This window comes from Streptomyces sp. NPDC052301, from assembly GCF_044593395.1.
Taxonomy (GTDB): domain Bacteria; phylum Actinomycetota; class Actinomycetes; order Streptomycetales; family Streptomycetaceae; genus Streptomyces.
The window spans coordinates 622,644-639,106 of record NZ_JBIUBE010000004.1 but is presented as its reverse complement, the minus strand read 5'-3'; the positions used below and the strand labels follow the sequence as shown (position 1 = coordinate 639,106).

Genomic DNA, 16,463 nt, shown 5'->3' with positions numbered 1-16,463 from the left:
CGCCGTGCCCCGCTACGGCGCGGGCAGCGTGAACACGAGGTACAGCACGCTCAGGGGCGGCAGCAGGGCGAGGGCCGCCACCCAGGCCCGCGTCACCGACCAGCGGCGCTTCCAGGGCAGCAGCCATGCCGTGAGCAGGGCCGCGAGGGCGAGCGGGCCGCCGTAGGAGAGCAGGCCGTAGATCCAGGCCAGCGCGGTGTTCAGCGCGTCCGAGCAGTCTTCGGGGCCGCAGCTGTCCGTAGCCATCGCGGACAGCGCGCCGAACAGGAGGGCGGCCGGTCCGGACACGAGCATCAGGGCCGTCGCGACCGTCGGCGCCACCCAGGCCCTGGGGTCCCGTTCGCCCCGGTCGGCCGGTTCCGGAAGCGTCGCGAAGTGCTGTGTGGTCATGCGAGCAGTGAACCGGCGCGGAGGACGCGGCCGCACCGGTCCACGTACTCATCCCGGACCGGTCGGCCTACTCAGTCACCGGCCGCCACCCCGGGTCCCGGCCGCTCAGTCCCACCGCACGGTCCAGCCGGGACCCGGTCCCGGGGACCTCGACCACCGGGCCGAACAGGCCGCCCCCGCGGTCCGGGTCGCCGGCGGCGGCCTCCAGGAAGACGAACGCCGAGTCCAGGGCGGCCGGGTCGGGCGTGTAGTCCTGGCCGGTCGCGCGGGCCAGGTCCCAGCCGTGGATCACCAGTTCGTCGGCGACGACGGCGCCCGCGACCGCGCCCGGCAGGTCCACCCCGCCGGCCCGGGTGTTCCCGGTCCAGGCGGCCGGGTCGCGCCAGGCGTCGGCCAGCTCGTCCAGCACCTTGGGCAGCTCCTCGCGCCAGCCGGGACCGATGTCCGGCACGACGGTGTCCGGGCTGGTGTCGGTCGTCGCGCCGAGGTCCTTGCGGGCCGCGTCACGGAAGGCCACGGACAGCATCAGGAGGTGGCCCAGCAGGTTCCGCACGGCGAGGTCCGGGCAGGGTGTGGGGCCCGTCAGCCGTTCCTCGGGGACCGCCTCGGCGAGCCGCGCCAGGATGCGGGTCTGGGGGCCCAGGTCGACCATGGTCATGCCGTGCTCCTTCGGGGTCGGGTCACCCGTACGGAGGGATGACCGTCCCGCCTCCGGAAACTCATCGGTGCCGGGACGCCTTTCAGCGCGTGGACAGCGCCTCGCGCACCGTCACGAGGTCGTCGTCCGACGCGAGGCCCGCGTGGTAGAGCCGCAGTTCGGTGGCGCCCTCCGCGCGGGCGCGGGCCGCGTCCGCCGCGAGGGTGCCGGGGCTGCCGCCCATCCCGGTGACGACCGTGAAGTTGGCGGCCAGGACCGTCCGCTCGCCCGCGTGTCCGGCGAAGGGTGCCAGCAGGGCCGTACCGCCCGCGCAGGGCACCACCACGCCGTCGGCCACGGACAGGATGCGGGCGGGGTCGACGCCCGCGTTGGCACCGCAGTGGTAGGGGACCGGGTCGGCGTGCAGCAGGACCTGGAAGCCGGCCGGGGCGGCGGCCCGTACGGCGGCGACGGCCTCCTCCTGGAGGGTGCGGGCGGTGTCCTCCCGCCACGCGCGCGTGCGGGCCGCCGTCTCCTCGCCGAGCAGCTTCTCGATCGTCGGCCGGCCCTCGTCCTGCGCCGTGCCCCGCCACAGGGGCTCCAGCGCGCTGCGCACGGAGGCCGTCAGCGCGTCGGCGTCCAGGCCCTGTTCGTCGTAGCCGGTACGGCAGGAGGGGCAGAAGCACAGCGACATCAGGTACTGCCCGGCCTCCCCGAGGCCGACGCCGGAGGTCTTGTCGTGGGCGTGCAGGTGCTGCAGCCCGTACCAGCCGAGGGACTCCAGCTCGGTGCCCTGTGCGCCGGGCCGTACGGCGGCCTCGGCGGCCAGGTCGACGAGGTACGCGCGCGTGGCGGGCTGGGCGATGCAGGGCGCCCACGGGTAGCGGTCGCCGTAGGCGTTGACGACCGAGGTGTCCGGATGCTCGGCACCCATCCGGGAGTTGTGGGCGAGGACGACCCAGGTGTGCACCTCGAGTCCGGCCGCCGAGAGCGCCCGCGCGGCCTCGCCGTAGGCGTCGCCGGGGGCCCAGCGGCCGGCGGGGTAGGGGCGCAGGCCGCGGCCCGACCAGCGGTCGCCCGGCGGGTAGAGGACGGCCGCGTACTCGGCGGTGACGATGCGCCGGCGGGGGTGGCGGGGGGTCAGGGCGCGGGTGGAGTGGTAGGCGGCGGCGAGTGTCACCTGCTCGACGCCGAGTCCCGCGATCCGCGCGGGGGCCGCCGGATCGCCGTTGACGTCCCAGGGATAGACGAACGCCGAGGCCTTCACGCGTCCTCCTCCAGCAGTGCGCAGCCACGCTCGATCAGTCGGGCGAGCTGTTTCACATGGTCCTCCGTCGGCTCCTGCAGCGGGGGCCGGACCTCGCCGACGTCCAGGCCGCGCAGCCGTACCCCGGCCTTGACCAGCGAGACGGCGTAGCCCGGGCCCTGGGTGCGCAGTTCGACGAACGGCCGGTAGAAGCCGTCCAGGAGGCGCCGCACGGTGGTCCGGTCGCCGTCCTCCAGGGCCCGGTGGTGGGCGAGGGCGATCTCCGGGGCGAAACAGAAGACGGCCGAGGAGTACAGGGTGATGCCGAGGGCACGGTAGGCGAGCTGGGTCTGTTCGGCGGTGGGCAGGCCGTTGAAGTAGAGGAAGTCGCCGGGGACCTCGGTGCGGACGGCGCTGACGATCCGCTGCATGAGGTCGAGGTCGCCGAGGCCGTCCTTGAGGCCGATGACACCGTCGGTGCGGGCGAGTTCGACGACCGTCCCAGGGGTGAGGACCGCGTTGTCGCGCTGGTAGACGATCACCGGCAGCGCGGTGGCCGAGGCGATCTCGCGGTAGTGCCGCAGCAGGCCCTCCTGGCCGGCGAGCACGAGGTAGGGGGGCAGGGCGAGGAGGCCGTCGGCGCCCGCCGTCTCGGCGAGGCGCGCGTAGCGCTGGGCGAGCGCGGTGCCGTAGCCGACGCCCGCGACGACCGGGACGCGGCCCTCGGCGGCCTCCACGGCCACCCGGACGCAGGCCTCGAACTCCTCCGGCAGCAGGGCGTGGAACTCGCCGGTGCCGCAGCAGGCGAACACCGCGGCGGCCCCGGCCTCGACGCCCCGGCGCACATGGGTGCGGTAGGTGTCGAGGTCGAGTGAGCCGTCGGGGCCGTAGGCCGTGACGGGGAAGAACAGCGGCCCGCGCGGATCGCTGAGCCGTTCGGCGAGAGGGGCTGGCGTCACGGGCGCTCCCTTGGGACTTGCGGGTGCATGTTTCTGATCCACGTCTACGTTTCTGAACGCGGCCACGCTACGGGGCCTTCTTATGGCAGGTCAAGCAGGCAAACGCGCGACATCATGCGTGAATTCACCGGCGTCACGCGACACTTGACGGTGCACGGCGTGACTCTTTAGCGTGTCCACGTATGTGAATATCGGCCACAAGGAGAACCGAGGATGCCCGCTCCCCGCACCGTTCTGCTCACCGGCGCCGCCGGCGGCCTCGGCACCCTGATGCGGTCCCTGCTGCCGGAGTACGGCTACACACTGCGCCTGTTCGACATGCGCCCCGTCGACGGCGAGCCGGACGCGATCACCGCGGACCTCGGGGACCCGCGGGCGGTGCGCGAGGCGGTACGCGGCGTGGACGCGATCATCCATCTCGCGGGCATCTCCCTGGAGGCGCCCTTCGAGAAGATCCTCAAGGCGAACATCGAGGGCACCTACCACCTGTACGAGGCCGCCCGCCAGGAGGGCGTGCCCCGGATCGTGTTCGCCTCCTCCAACCACGCCGTCGGCTTCACCCCGGCCCCGCGCCCGGGCGAGGCGCTGATCCCCCTGGACACCCCGCGCCGCCCGGACACCTTCTACGGCCTGTCCAAGTCCTTCGGTGAGGACCTGGCCCAGCTGTACTGGGACAGGCACGGCCTGGAGACCGTCTCGGTGCGCATCGGCTCCTGCTTCCCGGAGCCGACCAGCGTGCGCATGCTCTCGGTGTGGATGAGCCCGGCCGACGGCGCACGCCTCTTCCACGCGGCCCTGACCGCCGAGGAGGTGGGTCACACGGTCGTCTACGGCTCCTCCGCGAACACCCGGCTGTGGTGGGACCTGACCTCCGCGCGGGCGCTCGGCTACGCGCCGCAGGACGACTCCGAGCCGTACGCCGAGAAGCTGATCGCCGAGCAGGGCGAGCTGGACCCCGAGAACCCGGCCCAGAGCCACCTGGGCGGGCACTTCGTGAACGACCCGCCGATCTGGCCGTACTGATCGTTCCGCAGACCCCGGGCGGCGGAAGACGACCGCCCACGCGCGCGGGCGGGCACCGAACGGGCCCGCCCGGCACCGTATCCGGGCATCTGGGCCGCCCGCTCCCACCTCACGGGCCACGGCCTCGCAGGTCCGCGCCGGGCACGCCGCTCGGCGAACGGGCACACACGGGCAGTATCGGACCCGCAACAAGCCTGGTCAGCGCCGTGCACCCGCTGTAGAAATTCCCCCATGAGCCCGAACGGGCAGTTCCGCGGGGAAGTGGGTGACGACATGGGCACGAGGACGGCGGAGGAACGCCGGCGCGAGATCGTGCGGACCGCGCGCGCCACGGGCTCGGTCGACGTCACCGCGCTCGCCGCCGAGCTGGGCGTGGCCAGGGAGACCGTCCGGCGCGACCTGCGCGTCCTGGAGGACCACGGCCTGGTCCGCCGGACGCACGGCGGAGCCTGTCCGGTGGAGAGCGCCGGCTTCGAGACGACGCTCGCCTTCCGCGCCACCAGCCATGTGCCCGAGAAGCGCCGGATCGCGGCCGCCGCGGCCGAGCTGCTCGGGGACGCGGAGACGGTCTTCGTGGACGAGGGCTTCACCCCGCAGCTCATCGCCCAGTCCCTGCCCGCGGACCGGCCGCTGACCGTGGTCACCGCCTCCCTGCCGGTCGCGGGCGCCCTCGCCGAGGCCGAGCACGTCTCGGTACTGCTGCTCGGCGGCCGGGTCCGGGCCGGCACCCTCGCCACCGTCGACCACTGGACGACGAAGATGCTCGCCGGGTTCGTCGTCGACCTCGCCTACATCGGCGCCAACGGCATCTCCCGCGAGCACGGTCTGACCACGCCCGACCCGGCGGTCGGTGAGGTCAAGGCGCAGGCCGTCAGGGTCGCGCGCCGGACCGTCTTCGCGGGCGTGCCCACCAAGTTCGGCGCGGTCAGCTTCTGCCGGTTCGCGGAGGTCGGCGCGCTGGAGGCGATCGTGACGAGCACCCAGCTCCCGGCCGCCGAGGCCCACCGCTACTCCCTGCTGGGACCCCAGGTCATCCGGGTCTGATCCGCCGGCCCGCCCGCCCTGCCGGGAACCCCAGCCCGTACATGTCCACTACCTCCTCATACGTCCAGGAGCGATCCATGCGAACCCAGAGCCGACGGAGGCCGCGAGCCACGCTCGCCACGGCCGCCGCAGGGACGCTGCTCGCCCCGCTGCTCTCCGGCTGCTGGGTCGGCGCGGGCGGGACCGGTTCCGGCGGCGACTCCATCAACGTCCTGATGGTCAACAACCCGCAGATGACCGAGCTGCAGAAGCTGACCGCCGCCCACTTCACCAAGGAGACCGGCATCAAGGTCAACTTCACGGTCCTGCCCGAGAACGACGTCCGCGACAAGATCAGCCAGGACTTCGCCAACCAGGCCGGGCAGTACGACGTGGCCACCCTCTCCAACTACGAGATCCCGATCTATGCCCGCAACGGCTGGCTGCACGAGATGAACTCGTACGTCGCCGAGGACCCCGGGTACGACGAGCAGGACGTCCTGGCACCCATGCGCCAGTCCCTGACCGCCGCCGACGGCAAGCTGTACGGCCAGCCCTTCTACGGCGAGTCGTCCTTCCTGATGTACCGCAAGGACGTGTTCGCGGCGAAGGGCCTGACCATGCCGGCGCATCCGACGTGGACGCAGGTCGCCGGCCTCGCCGCGAAGGCGGACGGCGCACGGCCCGGGATGAAGGGCATCTGCCTGCGCGGCCTGCCCGGCTGGGGCGAGATGACGGCGCCCCTGACCACGGTGGTGAACACCTTCGGCGGCACCTGGTTCGACAAGAACTGGAACGCGCGCCTCGACTCCCCCGCGTTCGAGAAGGCGACGAAGTTCTACGTCGACCTGGTCCGTGGCCACGGCGAGTCCGGCGCCGCCCAGTCCGGCTTCGCCGAGTGCCTCAACGACATGACCCAGGGCAAGGTCGCCATGTGGTACGACGCCACGAGCGCCGCGGGGCTGCTGGAGGCGGCGGACTCGCCGGTCAGGGGCAAGCTCGGCTACGTCCCCGCCCCCGTCGAGAAGACCCCTTCCTCCGGCTGGCTCTACACCTGGGCCTGGGGCATCCAGCAGTCCTCCCGCAACCCGGACAAGGCCTGGAAGTTCGTGTCCTGGGCGTCCGGCAAGCAGTACGAGCAGCTGGTCGGCGAGACCAGCGGCTGGGCCGACGTCCCCGCGGGCAAGCGGGCGTCGACGTACACGAACGCCGACTACCGCAAGACGGCCGGCGCCTTCCAGGAGATGACCCGGCAGGCCATCGAGAGCACCCGCCCGAACGACCCCGGCGTCCAGCCGCGCCCCGCGCCCGGCATCCAGTTCGTCGGCATCCCCGAGTTCACCGACCTCGGCACCAAGGTCTCCCAGGAGATCAGTTCGGCCGTCGCCGGACGCCAGTCCGTCGAGTCGGCCCTGAGGAAGTCCCAGCAGCTCGCCGAGCGGATCTCGAAGGAGTACCAGGGACGATGACCGCGACGACCGCCCCGTTGACCGCGACACCGGTACGCGCCACCCGGCCGCCCTCCGCCCGGCTGCGCGCCTGGGCCACCCGGGCCCCCCTCCTGCCCGCCCTCGTCTTCATGATCGTGGTGACCCAGCTGCCGTTCGTGGCCACGCTGGTGATCTCCTTCTTCAACTGGAACGCCCTCTATCCCAAGGCCCGCCGCTTCACCGGCCTCGACAACTACCACCAGGTCCTGACCGACCCGGACCTGCGCCACTCGGTCTGGACGACGGTGCTGCTCACGGTGACGGTGGTGCTGGTCAGCCTGGTGCTGGGCCTCGCGCTGGCGCTGCTGCTCAACCGCCGGTTCCGCGGCCGGGGCGTCGTCCGCACCCTGCTGATCGCCCCGTTCCTGGTGGTCCCGGTGGCCGCGGCCCTGCTCTGGAAGCACGTCCTGTTCAACCCCGAGTACGGGCTGCTCAACGGCCTGTTGCACTACGTCGGCGGCCCCCAGCCCGACTGGATCTCCCGCACCCCGCTGCTCGCGGTGGAGGCCTCCCTGGTGTGGCAGTGGACGCCGTTCATGATGCTGATCCTGCTCGCCGGGCTGCAGAGCCGTGACCCCGAGCAGATCGAGGCCGCGCGGGTGGACGGCGCGAGCGACTGGCAGATCTTCCGCCATCTGACCCTTCCGCACCTGCGCCGCTACCTCGAACTCGGCGCCCTGCTGGGCTCGATCTACATCGTCCAGAACTTCGACGCGGTCTTCACGATCACCTCCGGCGGCCTCGGCACCGCCAACCTGCCCTACACCGTCTACCAGAGCTTCTACCAGGCCCATGAGAACGGCCTCGCCTCGGCCGCCGGCGTCCTGGTCGTCATCGGCTCGATCGTCATCGCGACCTTCGCCCTGCGCGTGGTGTCGTCCCTGTTCCGCGAGGAGGTGGCCCGCGCATGAGCGCCGTACTGCGCCGAGGCGGGCTCGGCCTGGTGGCCTGGCTGACCGGCATCGTCTTCTTCCTGCCCATCGCCTGGATGGCACTGACGTCCTTCCACTCCGAGGCGGACGCGGCGACCAACCCGCCGTCCTTCGCCGCCTCGCTGACCCTCGACGGCTACCGCGAGTTCTTCGGGTCGGGCGGCGGCGCGAGCCCCTGGCCGGCCCTGGCCAACTCGGTCGTGGCGTCGCTGGTGTCGACGGCCCTCGTCCTGGTCCTCGCCCTGCCGGCGGCGTACGCGCTGTCGATCCGGCGGGTGCGGAAGTGGACGGACGTCCTGTTCTTCTTCCTGTCCACGAAGATGCTGCCGGTGGTGGCCGGGCTGCTGCCGATCTACCTGTTCGCGAAGCACACCGGGACGCTCGACGACATCTGGCTCCTGGTCGTCCTCCACACCTCCATGAACCTGCCGATCGCGGTGTGGATGATGCAGTCGTTCCTGGCGGAGGTCCCGGTGGCGGTGATCGAGGCGGCGCAGATCGACGGCGCCCGGCTGCCGACGATCCTCGCGCGCGTGGTCGCCCCCATCGCCCTGCCGGGCATCGCCGCCACGGCCCTGATCTGCTTCATCTTCAGCTGGAACGAGCTGTTGTTCGCCCGGGTCCTCACGGGCGTGGTCGCCGAGACCGCCCCCGTCTTCCTGACCGGCTTCATCACCAGCCAGGGCCTGTTCCTGGCGAAGGTGTGCGCCGCGTCGCTCGTCATCTCCCTGCCGGTGCTCGCCGCGGGGTTCGCCGCCCAGGACAAGCTCGTCCAGGGCCTGTCGTTGGGAGCCGTGAAATGAAGGCCGCCGTCATCGAGTCCGTGGGCCGCGCCGTCGTCACCGAGGTGCCCGACCCGACGCCGGGACCCCGCGAGGTCGTCGTCGAGGTCGCCGCGTGCGGCCTGTGCGGCACCGACCTCCACATCCTCCAGGGTGAGTTCGCGCCCGAGCTGCCGATCGTCCCCGGGCACGAGTTCGCGGGCGAGGTGGTCGGGGTCGGCGGCCAGGTCACCGAGGTCGCGGTCGGCGACCGGGTGGCCGTGGACCCGTCCCTGTACTGCTACGAGTGCCGCTACTGCCGTACCGGCCACAACAACCTGTGCGAGCGGTGGGCGGCGATCGGCGTGACGACGGCGGGCGGGGCGGCACAGTACGCCGTCGCACCCGTGGCGAACTGCGTGAAACTGCCCGAGCACGTCCGCACCGAGGACGCGGCCCTGGTGGAGCCCCTGTCCTGCGCGGTGCGCGGCTACGACGTCCTGCGGTCCCGCCTCGGCGCGCATGTGCTGATCTACGGCTCCGGGACCATGGGTCTGATGATGCTGGAGCTGGCCAAGCGGACCGGCGCGGCCGGCGTGGACGTGGTGGACGTCAACCCGGCCCGCCTGGAGACGGCCCGCCGGCTCGGCGTCTCGGCGTCCGCCGCGAGCGCCGACGAACTGGACCGGCCGCGGGGCTGGGACGTGGTCGTGGACGCGACCGGCAACGCGGCGGCGATCCAGGACGGCCTGGACCGGGTGGCGAAGGCGGGCACGTTCCTGCAGTTCGGGGTGGCCGACTACGCGACCCGCGTGACGATCGACCCGTACCGGATCTACAACCAGGAGATCACCATCACCGGCTCCATGGCGGTGCTCCACAGCTTCGAGCGGGCGGCCGAGCTGTTCGCGAACGGGGTACTGGACCCGGAGGTTTTCATCAGCGACCGGATCCCGCTCGCGCGGTACCCGCAGGCACTGGAGCAGTTCGCGGCGGGCGTGGGACGGAAGATCGTCGTGGTGCCGTAGGACGTGCGGCCGCCGACCCGTGCGGTCGAGGCGTGCGGTTGGGCCGTTGGAAGGGTTTCGGCTGGTAAGGGAACGGTAAAGCGGTGTCGTTCGTTCACCCGGCATGACAGCTATGACCCCTGGCTCGAACATCCCTCTCTCCACCGTGCGCGTCACGGTGGACGTCGCCGCTCCCGTGCGGCTCGACGTGTCGGGCCTGCTGCTCACCGCCGACGGCAAGGTGCGCTCGGACGACGACTTCATCTTCTACAACCAGCCGGTGGGCCCGGGCGTGTCGTATGCCTCCGGCGGCGGCGCGGCGCCCGACGCGATCACGGTCGACACCGCCGCCGTCCCGCCGGACATCGAGAAGATCGTGGTCACGGCCAGCCCGGACGCGGCCGGCCAGACCTTCCAGGGCATCGAGCCGACGGCCACCGTGCGCGACGCGGACGGCGGCGAGGTGCTGGCCACGTTCACACCGCCGCAGCTCGGCACGGAGACCGCGCTGGTCGTCGTGGAGATCTACCGCCGGGGCGGCCAGTGGAAGGCCCGCGCGGTCGGCCAGGGGTACGCCGACGGACTGGCGGGCATCGCGACGGACTTCGGGGTGACGGTGGAGGAGCCGGCCGCGGCGGCACCGGCACCTGTGGCACCGGCGCCGCAGGTGGCCGCCCCGCCGGCTCCCGCGGCTCCCCCGGCACCGCCCGCTCCGGTGCCGGGTGCCGGGAAGATCAACCTGGACAAGGGCCGGGTCAGCCTGCAGAAGAACCAGACCGTGTCCCTGGTCAAGGGCGGCCGGCCGCTGCTCTCCCAGGTGAAGATGGGCCTCGGCTGGGAGCCGGCGTTCCGCGGCGCGGACATCGACCTGGACGCGTCGGTCATCGCGTACGGGCCGCAGCGCAACCACATCGACAGCTGCTACTTCGGCAAGCTGACGATCCTGAACGGCGCGGTCAAGCACTCCGGGGACAACCTGACGGGTGAGGGCGGGGGTGACGACGAGGTGATCGTGGTCGACCTCGGCCGGCTCCCGCAGGAGGTCACCGGCCTGGTCTTCACGGTCAACTCCTTCTCCGGCCAGAAGTTCACGGAGGTCGCCAAGGCCTACTGCCGTCTGCTGGACGGCACCACCGGCGAGGAACTGGTCCGCTTCGACCTCACCCACGCCGAGCCGCAGACGGGCGTGATGATGGCGAAGCTGATCCGCCAGTTCTCGGGCGAGTGGGACATGACGGCGCTGGGCGAGTTCGTGAAGGCCCGCACCGTGCGGAACATGGTGGAGCCGGGGGCTCGGGCGCTGTAGCTCGTCGGGGGACCGTGCCGGGGACGAGGCTCCCCCCGGCACGGCCCTACGGCCGCAACCCCTCCACCAGCAGCCTCAAGTACCGTCCGATCTCCCGCCCCTGGCCGTTCGCCAGCTCCGACGCCGTGGACACCCCGTGCGCCAGTCGCAGCAGCTCGATCGGCTCGAGATCCTCCCGTAGCGCGCCCTCCGCCTGCGCCGCCTCCACCAGCCGGCTCGCCGCGCCCTTCACCACCGTGCCGCACGCCGTCAGCGCCGCCGAGCTGCCGTCGGTCACCGCCGACCCCAGCAGCGCCTTCATCCCGCGCACCTGGATCGTGGCGACGCACAGCTCGTGCAGCCACTCCATCAGGGCCTCGCCCGGCGGCAGCTCCTTCGCCAGCTCCTCGGCCCGCACCCCGAGCGCCTCGATGCGGTCCACGTACGCCGCCTCCAGCAGCGCCTGCCGGGTCGGGAAGTGCCGGTAGAGCGTGCCCGAGCCGACGCCCGCCCGCTTGGCGATGTCGTCGAGTGACGCGTTCTCCCCATGCTCGGCGAAGGCCTCGGCCGCCACCTTCAGCAACCGCTCGTAGTTGCGCCGAGCGTCCGCACGCATGGGCCTGACCTGCGTCATCCAGTAACTCCTTGCAAACCGGGGACCCTCTCCGTATCTTAGCGGGCATTAAACGGAGACAGTCCCCGCTTATCGCCGCCCCGGGGACGCCCAGACCGGGAGACCGCCATGTCCACCCCGTCCGCACCGTCCGCCGCCACCGACGCGCCCACCGCACCCTCGCCGCCCGCGAGGCTCGGTACCACCCTTCTCGTCATCGTCACCGCCTACCTGATGGTCGGCGTGGACTCCACCGTCGTCAACGTAGCGCTGCCCGACATCCAGCGGGGCCTGCACTTCAGCCGCACCGGCCTGTCCTGGGTCCTCAACGCCTACACCCTCGCCTTCGGCGGGCTGCTGCTGCTCGGCGGCCGCGTCGGCGACCTCCTCGGCCGTCGCCGCACGCTCACCGCCGGCGTCCTGCTGTTCGCGCTGTCCTCCCTGCTCGGCGGGCTGGCCACCGACGGGACCTGGCTCCTCGCCGCCCGCGCGCTGCAGGGTCTGGGCGGTGCCCTGATCGCCCCGAGCACCCTCGCCCTGATCACCACGAGCTTCCCCGAAGGGCCGCCCCGGCACCGCGCACTGAGCGTCTACTCCTCCATGGCCGGCATCGGCGGCTCCGTCGGCCTGGTCCTCGGCGGCATGCTGACCTCCTGGGCGTCCTGGCGCTGGGCCCTGCTCATCAACGTGCCCATAGGCATCGCCCTCGCGCTCGCCCTGCCCCGCTTCGTCACCGAGACCCCGCGCCACGCGGGCCGGTTCGACCTGGCGGGCGCGCTCACCGGGACGGCCGGCACGACCTCGCTGGTGTACGCGTTCATCCGGGTCTCCGGGTCCGGCTGGAGCGACACCCGGGCCCAGCTCGGCTTCACCGTGGCCGCGGCCCTGCTGGCCGCCTTCGTCCTGGTCGAGGCGCGGGCCGGCCAACCGGTCCTGCCGCTGCGCCTGTTCGCCGACCGCAACCGGGCGGCCGGCTACGCCACCATCCTGCTGCTGCCCGCGGGCATGTTCGGCGCCTTCTACTTCCTCACCCTGATCTGCCAACAGGTGCTGCGCTACAGCCCGTTGCGCGCGGGTTTCGCGTTCCTGCCGATGACCCTGGTGATGTTCACGACCGTACGGCTGGTGCCCCGCCTGCTGGCCCGGTTCGGCACCAAGCCGGTGCTGCTGACGGGCATGTCGCTGGTCGCCGTGGGCACCGGCCTGCTGTGGCGGCTGCACACCGGGGACGGCTATGCGGCCGGACTGCTCGGCCCGCTGCTGCTGTTGGGGCTGGGCGTGGGGCTGAGCTTCATGCCGCTGAACGCCACGATCCTCGCCGCCGTGGCGCCGAGGGAGGCGGGCGCCGCCTCCGGGCTCCTGCAGGCCCTGCAGTGGCTCGGCGGGACCGTCGGCCTGTCCGTCCTGGTCACCGTGTACGGCACGGCGACCCGGCACGCCACCGGATCGCCGGACGCCGTCCTCACCCACGGCGCGGCCGACGCGTTCGGCGTGGGTGCGCTGATCGCCCTGGCGGCGCTGCTGGTGGCGGGGACGGCACTCACCGGCAGGAAACCCCGCTCCGGCGCCTAGGATCCGCCGTCCGGCGGCCCCGCCCCGTCAGAACAACGCGCTGTACGCGTTCAGCGCCGGCTGGCCGCCGAGGTGTGCGTAGAGCACGGTGGAGTCCTTGCCGATCTCCCCGCCCCGGACGAGATCGACGAGTCCGGCCATCGACTTCCCCTCGTACACCGGGTCGGTCACCATGCCCTCGGTCCGCGCGGCCAGTCGCATGGCTTCGAGGGTGGCCTCGTCCGGGACGCCGTAGGTCCCCGCGTGGTACCGCTCGTCCAGCTCGACGGCCGGCTCGCCCTCGAGCCCGAGCAGTCGACCGGTGGCGGTCGCGATGCGGGTGATCTGGTCCTTGGTGGCGGCGGGGTCGGCGGAGGCGTCGATCCCGATCACCCGGCGGGGCCGTCCACCCGCCTCCTCCAGCGCCCGGAACCCGGCGACCATGCCGGCCTGCGTGGACCCGGTCACCGAGCACACGACCACCGTGTCGAAGAAGACGCCCGTCTCCCGCTCCTGCCGCGCGACTTCGTCGGCCCATCCGGCGAAGCCGAGGCCGCCGAGCGGGTGGTCGGAGGCCCCGGCCGGGATGGCGTACGGCTTCCCGCCCGCCGTCTCGACGTCCCGCAGCGCCTGCTCCCAGCTCTCCTTGACCCCGATCCCGAACCCGGCCCGCACCAGCCGCACCTCGGCCCCGGCGAGCCGGCTGATCAGGATGTTGCCGACCTTGTCGTACACGGCGTCCGGCCAGTCCACCCAGCTCTCCTGCACCAGGACGCAGGACAGCCCCGCCCGGGCGGCGACGGCGGCGACCTGGCGAGTGTGGTTGGACTGCACCCCGCCGATCGACACGAGCGTGTCACACCCCTGCGCGAGCGCGTCGGCGACCAGGTACTCCAGTTTGCGTGTCTTGTTGCCGCCGTAGGCGATCCCTGAGTTGCAGTCCTCCCGCTTGGCCCAGAGCGAGGCACCACCGAGGTGCGCGGTCAGACGCTCCAGGGGGTGCACCGGGGAGGGGCCGAAGAGGAGGGGGTAGCGCTCGTACGATGCCAGGGCGGCGGACAGGGACACGGGACCTCCGGGGTCAGTCGGCGTCGGCCAGGTCGGCGAGCGTGCGCCAGATGCCGGCCGTGACCTGGACGGCACCGTCCGGGTCGGCGGCGGCGCAGGCCTCGATCAGCCGTTCGTGCAGTCCGGCGGAGCGGCAGGAGCCGCCCTCGCCGAAGCGTTGCCGCTCCAGGCGGCGGATGAGCGGGGTGTAGCGGGCGACGGTGGCGGCGGCGGCGCGGTTGCCGCTCACCCGGACCAGCACGTGGTGCAGGTCGTCGTCGGCGCGCAGGGCCTCGTCCACGTCACCGGTGCGCACGGCGGTGGCGAAGCGCTCATTGGCCGCGCGCATCTCGGCCAGGTCCCGCTCCCGCAGGCGGGGGACGGCGACCCGGGTGACCAGCTCGTGCATCGCACCGACCACCGCCGCCGCGTCCCGCACGTCGGCGGCGACGAGCGCGGTGACCCGGGTGTAGCTCTGCGGCTTGCTCTCCAGCAGCCCCTCGTCCACGAGCCGCGCGAACGCCTCGCGCACCGGCGCCCGCGACAGCCCCAGCCGCTCCGCCAGTTCGGCGTCGCGGACCACGGTGCCGGGCTCGATCTCCCCGGCCACGATGGCGTCCCGGATCGCGGCACAGGCGCGGTCCCGGAGGAGCGTGCGGGGCACGGGTCGTAGGGCCTGCATGACTGAAATGTTAGATGTCAGAGGCGGGGATGAAAAGAGGTGTGGCCCGCACCCCCCGTAGAAGTGCGGGCCACGTCTCAGGGCCGGCCGTGGTTCACTCCTGCCACGGCCAGTGGGCGTCGTGCGCCGCCTCGAGCAGCGGCACCATGCGGAAGGCGGAGTCCGACAGGCCGCAGAAGGTGTGGCGGTTCGCCGTGCCCGACGGGCCGTGACCCGCCCGGTAGCCCTCCAGGTTCCAGGTGTAGACCGGCACGTCGGCCGGGATCTGCTCCGTCGGGTCGCCGTGCCGGTGCGGGGCGTACTGCTCGTCCGTGACGATCAGCACCCGGTCGTGCCTGCGGTAGTGCCGGCGCACCGCCTCGGTGGTGTCGGTGCCGCCCAGGTTGCCGAAGCGCTCCAGGACCTTCAGCACCGACTCCCCCTTGCGGAACGCCACCCGGCCGCTGGTCGACCCGAACTGCACCAGGTCGGCCTCGGCCGCCCGCAGCGCGAGCGCGGTGCCGAAGATCGCCGCCGCGTCGGCCCGGGTGAGCTGCGAACGGTCGGACGACTGCGCCCAGAACATCGAGCCCGAGCGGTCGACCAGCACCAGCGTCCGGCCCGGCAGCGCGGGCACGTTGGCCAGCGAGTGGCCGAGCGCCCGCTCCAGCGGGTGGGCCCAGCGCAGCGAGGGCGCGTGCCGGTAGGCGGCCAGGTAGCGGAAGGGGAACTGCCGCGAGCGCGCCACCTGCTCCGGGTCGCTGATCCTCGCCGCGACCCGCGCGGCCACCTCGTCCGAGACCCCGGCCTCGTCGAAGTTGCGCAGGTTCCTGACCAGAGCCATCGGGCCCATGGACGGGATCACGGCCTCCCACGCCGCCTTGTCCATCGGGCCCTGGAGCCAGCCGGCCAGCGCCTCCCAGGTGATGCCGGCCGCCGCGAGCCGCTCCGCACCGCCGGGCGAGGTGACGACCGCCCGCCGCTCCTCCACCGGCAGCGCCATCAGCTCGCGGTGCGCGGCGAGCACCGGCAGCGAGGCCGGCGGTACGGCGGTGTCCGGGTGGTGCCGGCGGTCGAGGGCGTAGCGGAACAGGTCGCCCTGCCGCGGCTTGTCCGGGTCCGGTGCCGCGTGCACCAGGTTGAGGATGTCGCCGAAGCGGTAGCCCTTGGACGCGGTGTCGTACTTCAGCAGCGACTTGGCGTGGTAGAGCCGCCGTACCGCGTCGGCGACCCCGCGCTTGACCGGCTTGGGGACGGCACGGCCGTACGTCGACGTCCAGTAGGCGAGCAACTCGCCGGGCTCGTCCGGGCGCTGCAGCACGCGGTCCACGACCTGCCGGCCCGTGGGACCGTCGGTCGCGCCCGCCGTGAGCCGTGCCCGCACGTACTCGGCGGCGCCGACGATCGAGGCCGTGCGCATGTTGCCGTCGCCGCGCAGCCAGCGCAGCAGGCCGGCCGTCCAGGCCGGGTCGCTGACGGCGAGGTCGCGGACGAGCCGGGCGAACCGGTCGTCGCGGTCCTCGGCGCTCTCGTAGAAGGTGTTCCCGAGGAAGTGGGACACCGCGAGCAGGAAGAGCTCCGAGCGCGCGTCGCGCTCCTGGCCCCGGCCGCCCTGGTGCGTCCGCAGGGTCCGGCCGGTGGTGGCGACCGGCGAGGCGGGCTGCGCCTTCGCCGCGCGCGTGTTGAACCGCGCCATGGTGAATTCCCCCGAATTCGTTGCCGTTTCGGAGGGAGGCACAGCAAATGGAAGGTGTCCGAGATCAGGAGTCGGCGGCGGACTTAGTCAGATGCTCTATCCGTTGAGCTACACCGACCCGAAGTCGATGACGGGATTCGAA

At 72.6% G+C, this 16,463-nt stretch carries 16 protein-coding genes; 8 read left to right on the top strand and 8 right to left on the bottom strand.

Annotated elements, in window-relative coordinates; translation table 11 throughout:
- Positions 1–12 precede the first annotated feature (12 nt).
- The 4 genes from ACIHEJ_RS13900 to ACIHEJ_RS13885 all read right to left on the bottom strand — a co-directional run bounded on the left by ACIHEJ_RS13900 (position 13) and on the right by ACIHEJ_RS13885 (position 3,232).
- Positions 13–390 (bottom strand): hypothetical protein, encoded by a 378-nt coding sequence (locus ACIHEJ_RS13900; protein WP_400135019.1) that lies wholly within the window; start codon positions 388–390, stop codon positions 13–15.
- A gap of 67 nt (positions 391–457) precedes the next feature.
- Positions 458–1,048: a TIGR03086 family metal-binding protein gene (locus ACIHEJ_RS13895; protein WP_400135018.1), complete on the bottom strand. Its 591-nt coding sequence runs from the start codon at positions 1,046–1,048 to the stop codon at positions 458–460.
- 82 nt (positions 1,049–1,130) lie between these two features.
- A complete protein-coding gene (locus ACIHEJ_RS13890; protein WP_400135017.1) occupies positions 1,131–2,294 on the bottom strand; it encodes a hypothetical protein in 1,164 nt (387 codons plus the stop codon).
- Positions 2,291–3,232 (bottom strand): 5-dehydro-4-deoxyglucarate dehydratase, encoded by a 942-nt coding sequence (locus ACIHEJ_RS13885; protein ID WP_400135016.1) that lies wholly within the window; start codon positions 3,230–3,232, stop codon positions 2,291–2,293. Before ACIHEJ_RS13885 ends, ACIHEJ_RS13890 begins: the two co-directional genes overlap by 4 nt.
- Before the next feature lie 213 nt (positions 3,233–3,445).
- On the opposite strand from ACIHEJ_RS13885, the gene ACIHEJ_RS13880 reads away from it, so the two are divergent.
- The 7 genes from ACIHEJ_RS13880 (at position 3,446) to ACIHEJ_RS13850 (ending at position 10,774) form a co-directional block, all read left to right on the top strand.
- Entirely contained in the window at positions 3,446–4,255 is an 810-nt protein-coding gene (locus tag ACIHEJ_RS13880; RefSeq protein WP_400135015.1) for an NAD-dependent epimerase/dehydratase family protein, read from the top strand.
- A gap of 273 nt (positions 4,256–4,528) precedes the next feature.
- Positions 4,529–5,299: a DeoR/GlpR family DNA-binding transcription regulator gene (locus ACIHEJ_RS13875; protein ID WP_400135150.1), complete on the top strand. Its 771-nt coding sequence runs from the start codon at positions 4,529–4,531 to the stop codon at positions 5,297–5,299.
- A 77-nt stretch (positions 5,300–5,376) separates the two neighbouring features.
- A complete protein-coding gene (locus ACIHEJ_RS13870; RefSeq protein ID WP_400135014.1) occupies positions 5,377–6,747 on the top strand; it encodes an ABC transporter substrate-binding protein in 1,371 nt (456 codons plus the stop codon).
- Positions 6,744–7,679 (top strand): carbohydrate ABC transporter permease, encoded by a 936-nt coding sequence (locus ACIHEJ_RS13865; RefSeq protein WP_400135013.1) that lies wholly within the window; start codon positions 6,744–6,746, stop codon positions 7,677–7,679. The genes ACIHEJ_RS13870 and ACIHEJ_RS13865 overlap by 4 nt, the downstream gene beginning before the upstream one ends.
- A complete protein-coding gene (locus tag ACIHEJ_RS13860) occupies positions 7,676–8,503 on the top strand; it encodes a carbohydrate ABC transporter permease (RefSeq protein ID WP_400135012.1) in 828 nt (275 codons plus the stop codon). Before ACIHEJ_RS13865 ends, ACIHEJ_RS13860 begins: the two co-directional genes overlap by 4 nt.
- Positions 8,500–9,489, top strand: a complete 990-nt coding sequence (locus tag ACIHEJ_RS13855; protein WP_400135011.1) for a zinc-dependent alcohol dehydrogenase family protein — start codon at positions 8,500–8,502, stop codon at positions 9,487–9,489. Before ACIHEJ_RS13860 ends, ACIHEJ_RS13855 begins: the two co-directional genes overlap by 4 nt.
- Positions 9,490–9,601: 112 nt before the next feature.
- Entirely contained in the window at positions 9,602–10,774 is a 1,173-nt protein-coding gene (locus tag ACIHEJ_RS13850; protein WP_400135010.1) for a TerD family protein, read from the top strand.
- A 46-nt stretch (positions 10,775–10,820) separates the two neighbouring features.
- Here ACIHEJ_RS13850 and ACIHEJ_RS13845 read toward each other — a convergent pair whose 3' ends face one another.
- Positions 10,821–11,387 carry a TetR/AcrR family transcriptional regulator gene (locus ACIHEJ_RS13845; RefSeq protein WP_400135009.1) on the bottom strand — a complete coding sequence of 189 codons (567 nt, stop codon included), beginning with the start codon at positions 11,385–11,387 and terminating at the stop codon, positions 10,821–10,823.
- A gap of 108 nt (positions 11,388–11,495) precedes the next feature.
- Here ACIHEJ_RS13845 and ACIHEJ_RS13840 point away from each other — a divergent pair, with 108 nt between their 5' ends.
- Positions 11,496–12,938: an MFS transporter gene (locus tag ACIHEJ_RS13840; protein WP_400135008.1), complete on the top strand. Its 1,443-nt coding sequence runs from the start codon at positions 11,496–11,498 to the stop codon at positions 12,936–12,938.
- Positions 12,939–12,965: 27 nt separating this feature from the next.
- On the opposite strand, the gene ACIHEJ_RS13835 is transcribed toward ACIHEJ_RS13840, so the two are convergent.
- The 3 genes from ACIHEJ_RS13835 to ACIHEJ_RS13825 form a co-directional block, all read right to left on the bottom strand.
- Positions 12,966–13,985, bottom strand: a complete 1,020-nt coding sequence (locus tag ACIHEJ_RS13835) for a 1-aminocyclopropane-1-carboxylate deaminase (protein WP_400135007.1) — start codon at positions 13,983–13,985, stop codon at positions 12,966–12,968.
- A gap of 13 nt (positions 13,986–13,998) precedes the next feature.
- Positions 13,999–14,646, bottom strand: a complete 648-nt coding sequence (locus ACIHEJ_RS13830; RefSeq protein ID WP_400135006.1) for a GntR family transcriptional regulator — start codon at positions 14,644–14,646, stop codon at positions 13,999–14,001.
- A 94-nt stretch (positions 14,647–14,740) separates the two neighbouring features.
- Positions 14,741–16,321, bottom strand: coding sequence for a TROVE domain-containing protein (locus ACIHEJ_RS13825; RefSeq protein ID WP_400135005.1), 1,581 nt, complete (start codon positions 16,319–16,321; stop codon positions 14,741–14,743).
- Between the last annotated feature and the right edge of the window lie 142 nt (positions 16,322–16,463).

Bases quoted from the DNA above. Each gene is read 5' to 3' on its own strand.
- ACIHEJ_RS13870 (WP_400135014.1), top strand. From the start codon at position 5,377: ATGCGAACCCAGAGCCGACGGAGGCCGCGAGCCACGCTCGCCACGGCC.
- ACIHEJ_RS13880 (WP_400135015.1), top strand. From the start codon at position 3,446: ATGCCCGCTCCCCGCACCGTTCTGCTCACCGGCGCCGCCGGCGGCCTC.
- ACIHEJ_RS13830 (WP_400135006.1), bottom strand. From the start codon at position 14,646: ATGCAGGCCCTACGACCCGTGCCCCGCACGCTCCTCCGGGACCGCGCC.
- ACIHEJ_RS13845 (WP_400135009.1), bottom strand. From the start codon at position 11,387: ATGACGCAGGTCAGGCCCATGCGTGCGGACGCTCGGCGCAACTACGAG.
- ACIHEJ_RS13865 (WP_400135013.1), top strand. From the start codon at position 6,744: ATGACCGCGACGACCGCCCCGTTGACCGCGACACCGGTACGCGCCACC.
- ACIHEJ_RS13900 (WP_400135019.1), bottom strand. From the start codon at position 390: ATGACCACACAGCACTTCGCGACGCTTCCGGAACCGGCCGACCGGGGC.
- ACIHEJ_RS13860 (WP_400135012.1), top strand. From the start codon at position 7,676: ATGAGCGCCGTACTGCGCCGAGGCGGGCTCGGCCTGGTGGCCTGGCTG.
- ACIHEJ_RS13855 (WP_400135011.1), top strand. From the start codon at position 8,500: ATGAAGGCCGCCGTCATCGAGTCCGTGGGCCGCGCCGTCGTCACCGAG.
- ACIHEJ_RS13875 (WP_400135150.1), top strand. From the start codon at position 4,529: ATGGGCACGAGGACGGCGGAGGAACGCCGGCGCGAGATCGTGCGGACC.
- ACIHEJ_RS13850 (WP_400135010.1), top strand. From the start codon at position 9,602: ATGACCCCTGGCTCGAACATCCCTCTCTCCACCGTGCGCGTCACGGTG.
- ACIHEJ_RS13825 (WP_400135005.1), bottom strand. From the start codon at position 16,321: ATGGCGCGGTTCAACACGCGCGCGGCGAAGGCGCAGCCCGCCTCGCCG.
- ACIHEJ_RS13895 (WP_400135018.1), bottom strand. From the start codon at position 1,048: ATGACCATGGTCGACCTGGGCCCCCAGACCCGCATCCTGGCGCGGCTC.
- ACIHEJ_RS13840 (WP_400135008.1), top strand. From the start codon at position 11,496: ATGTCCACCCCGTCCGCACCGTCCGCCGCCACCGACGCGCCCACCGCA.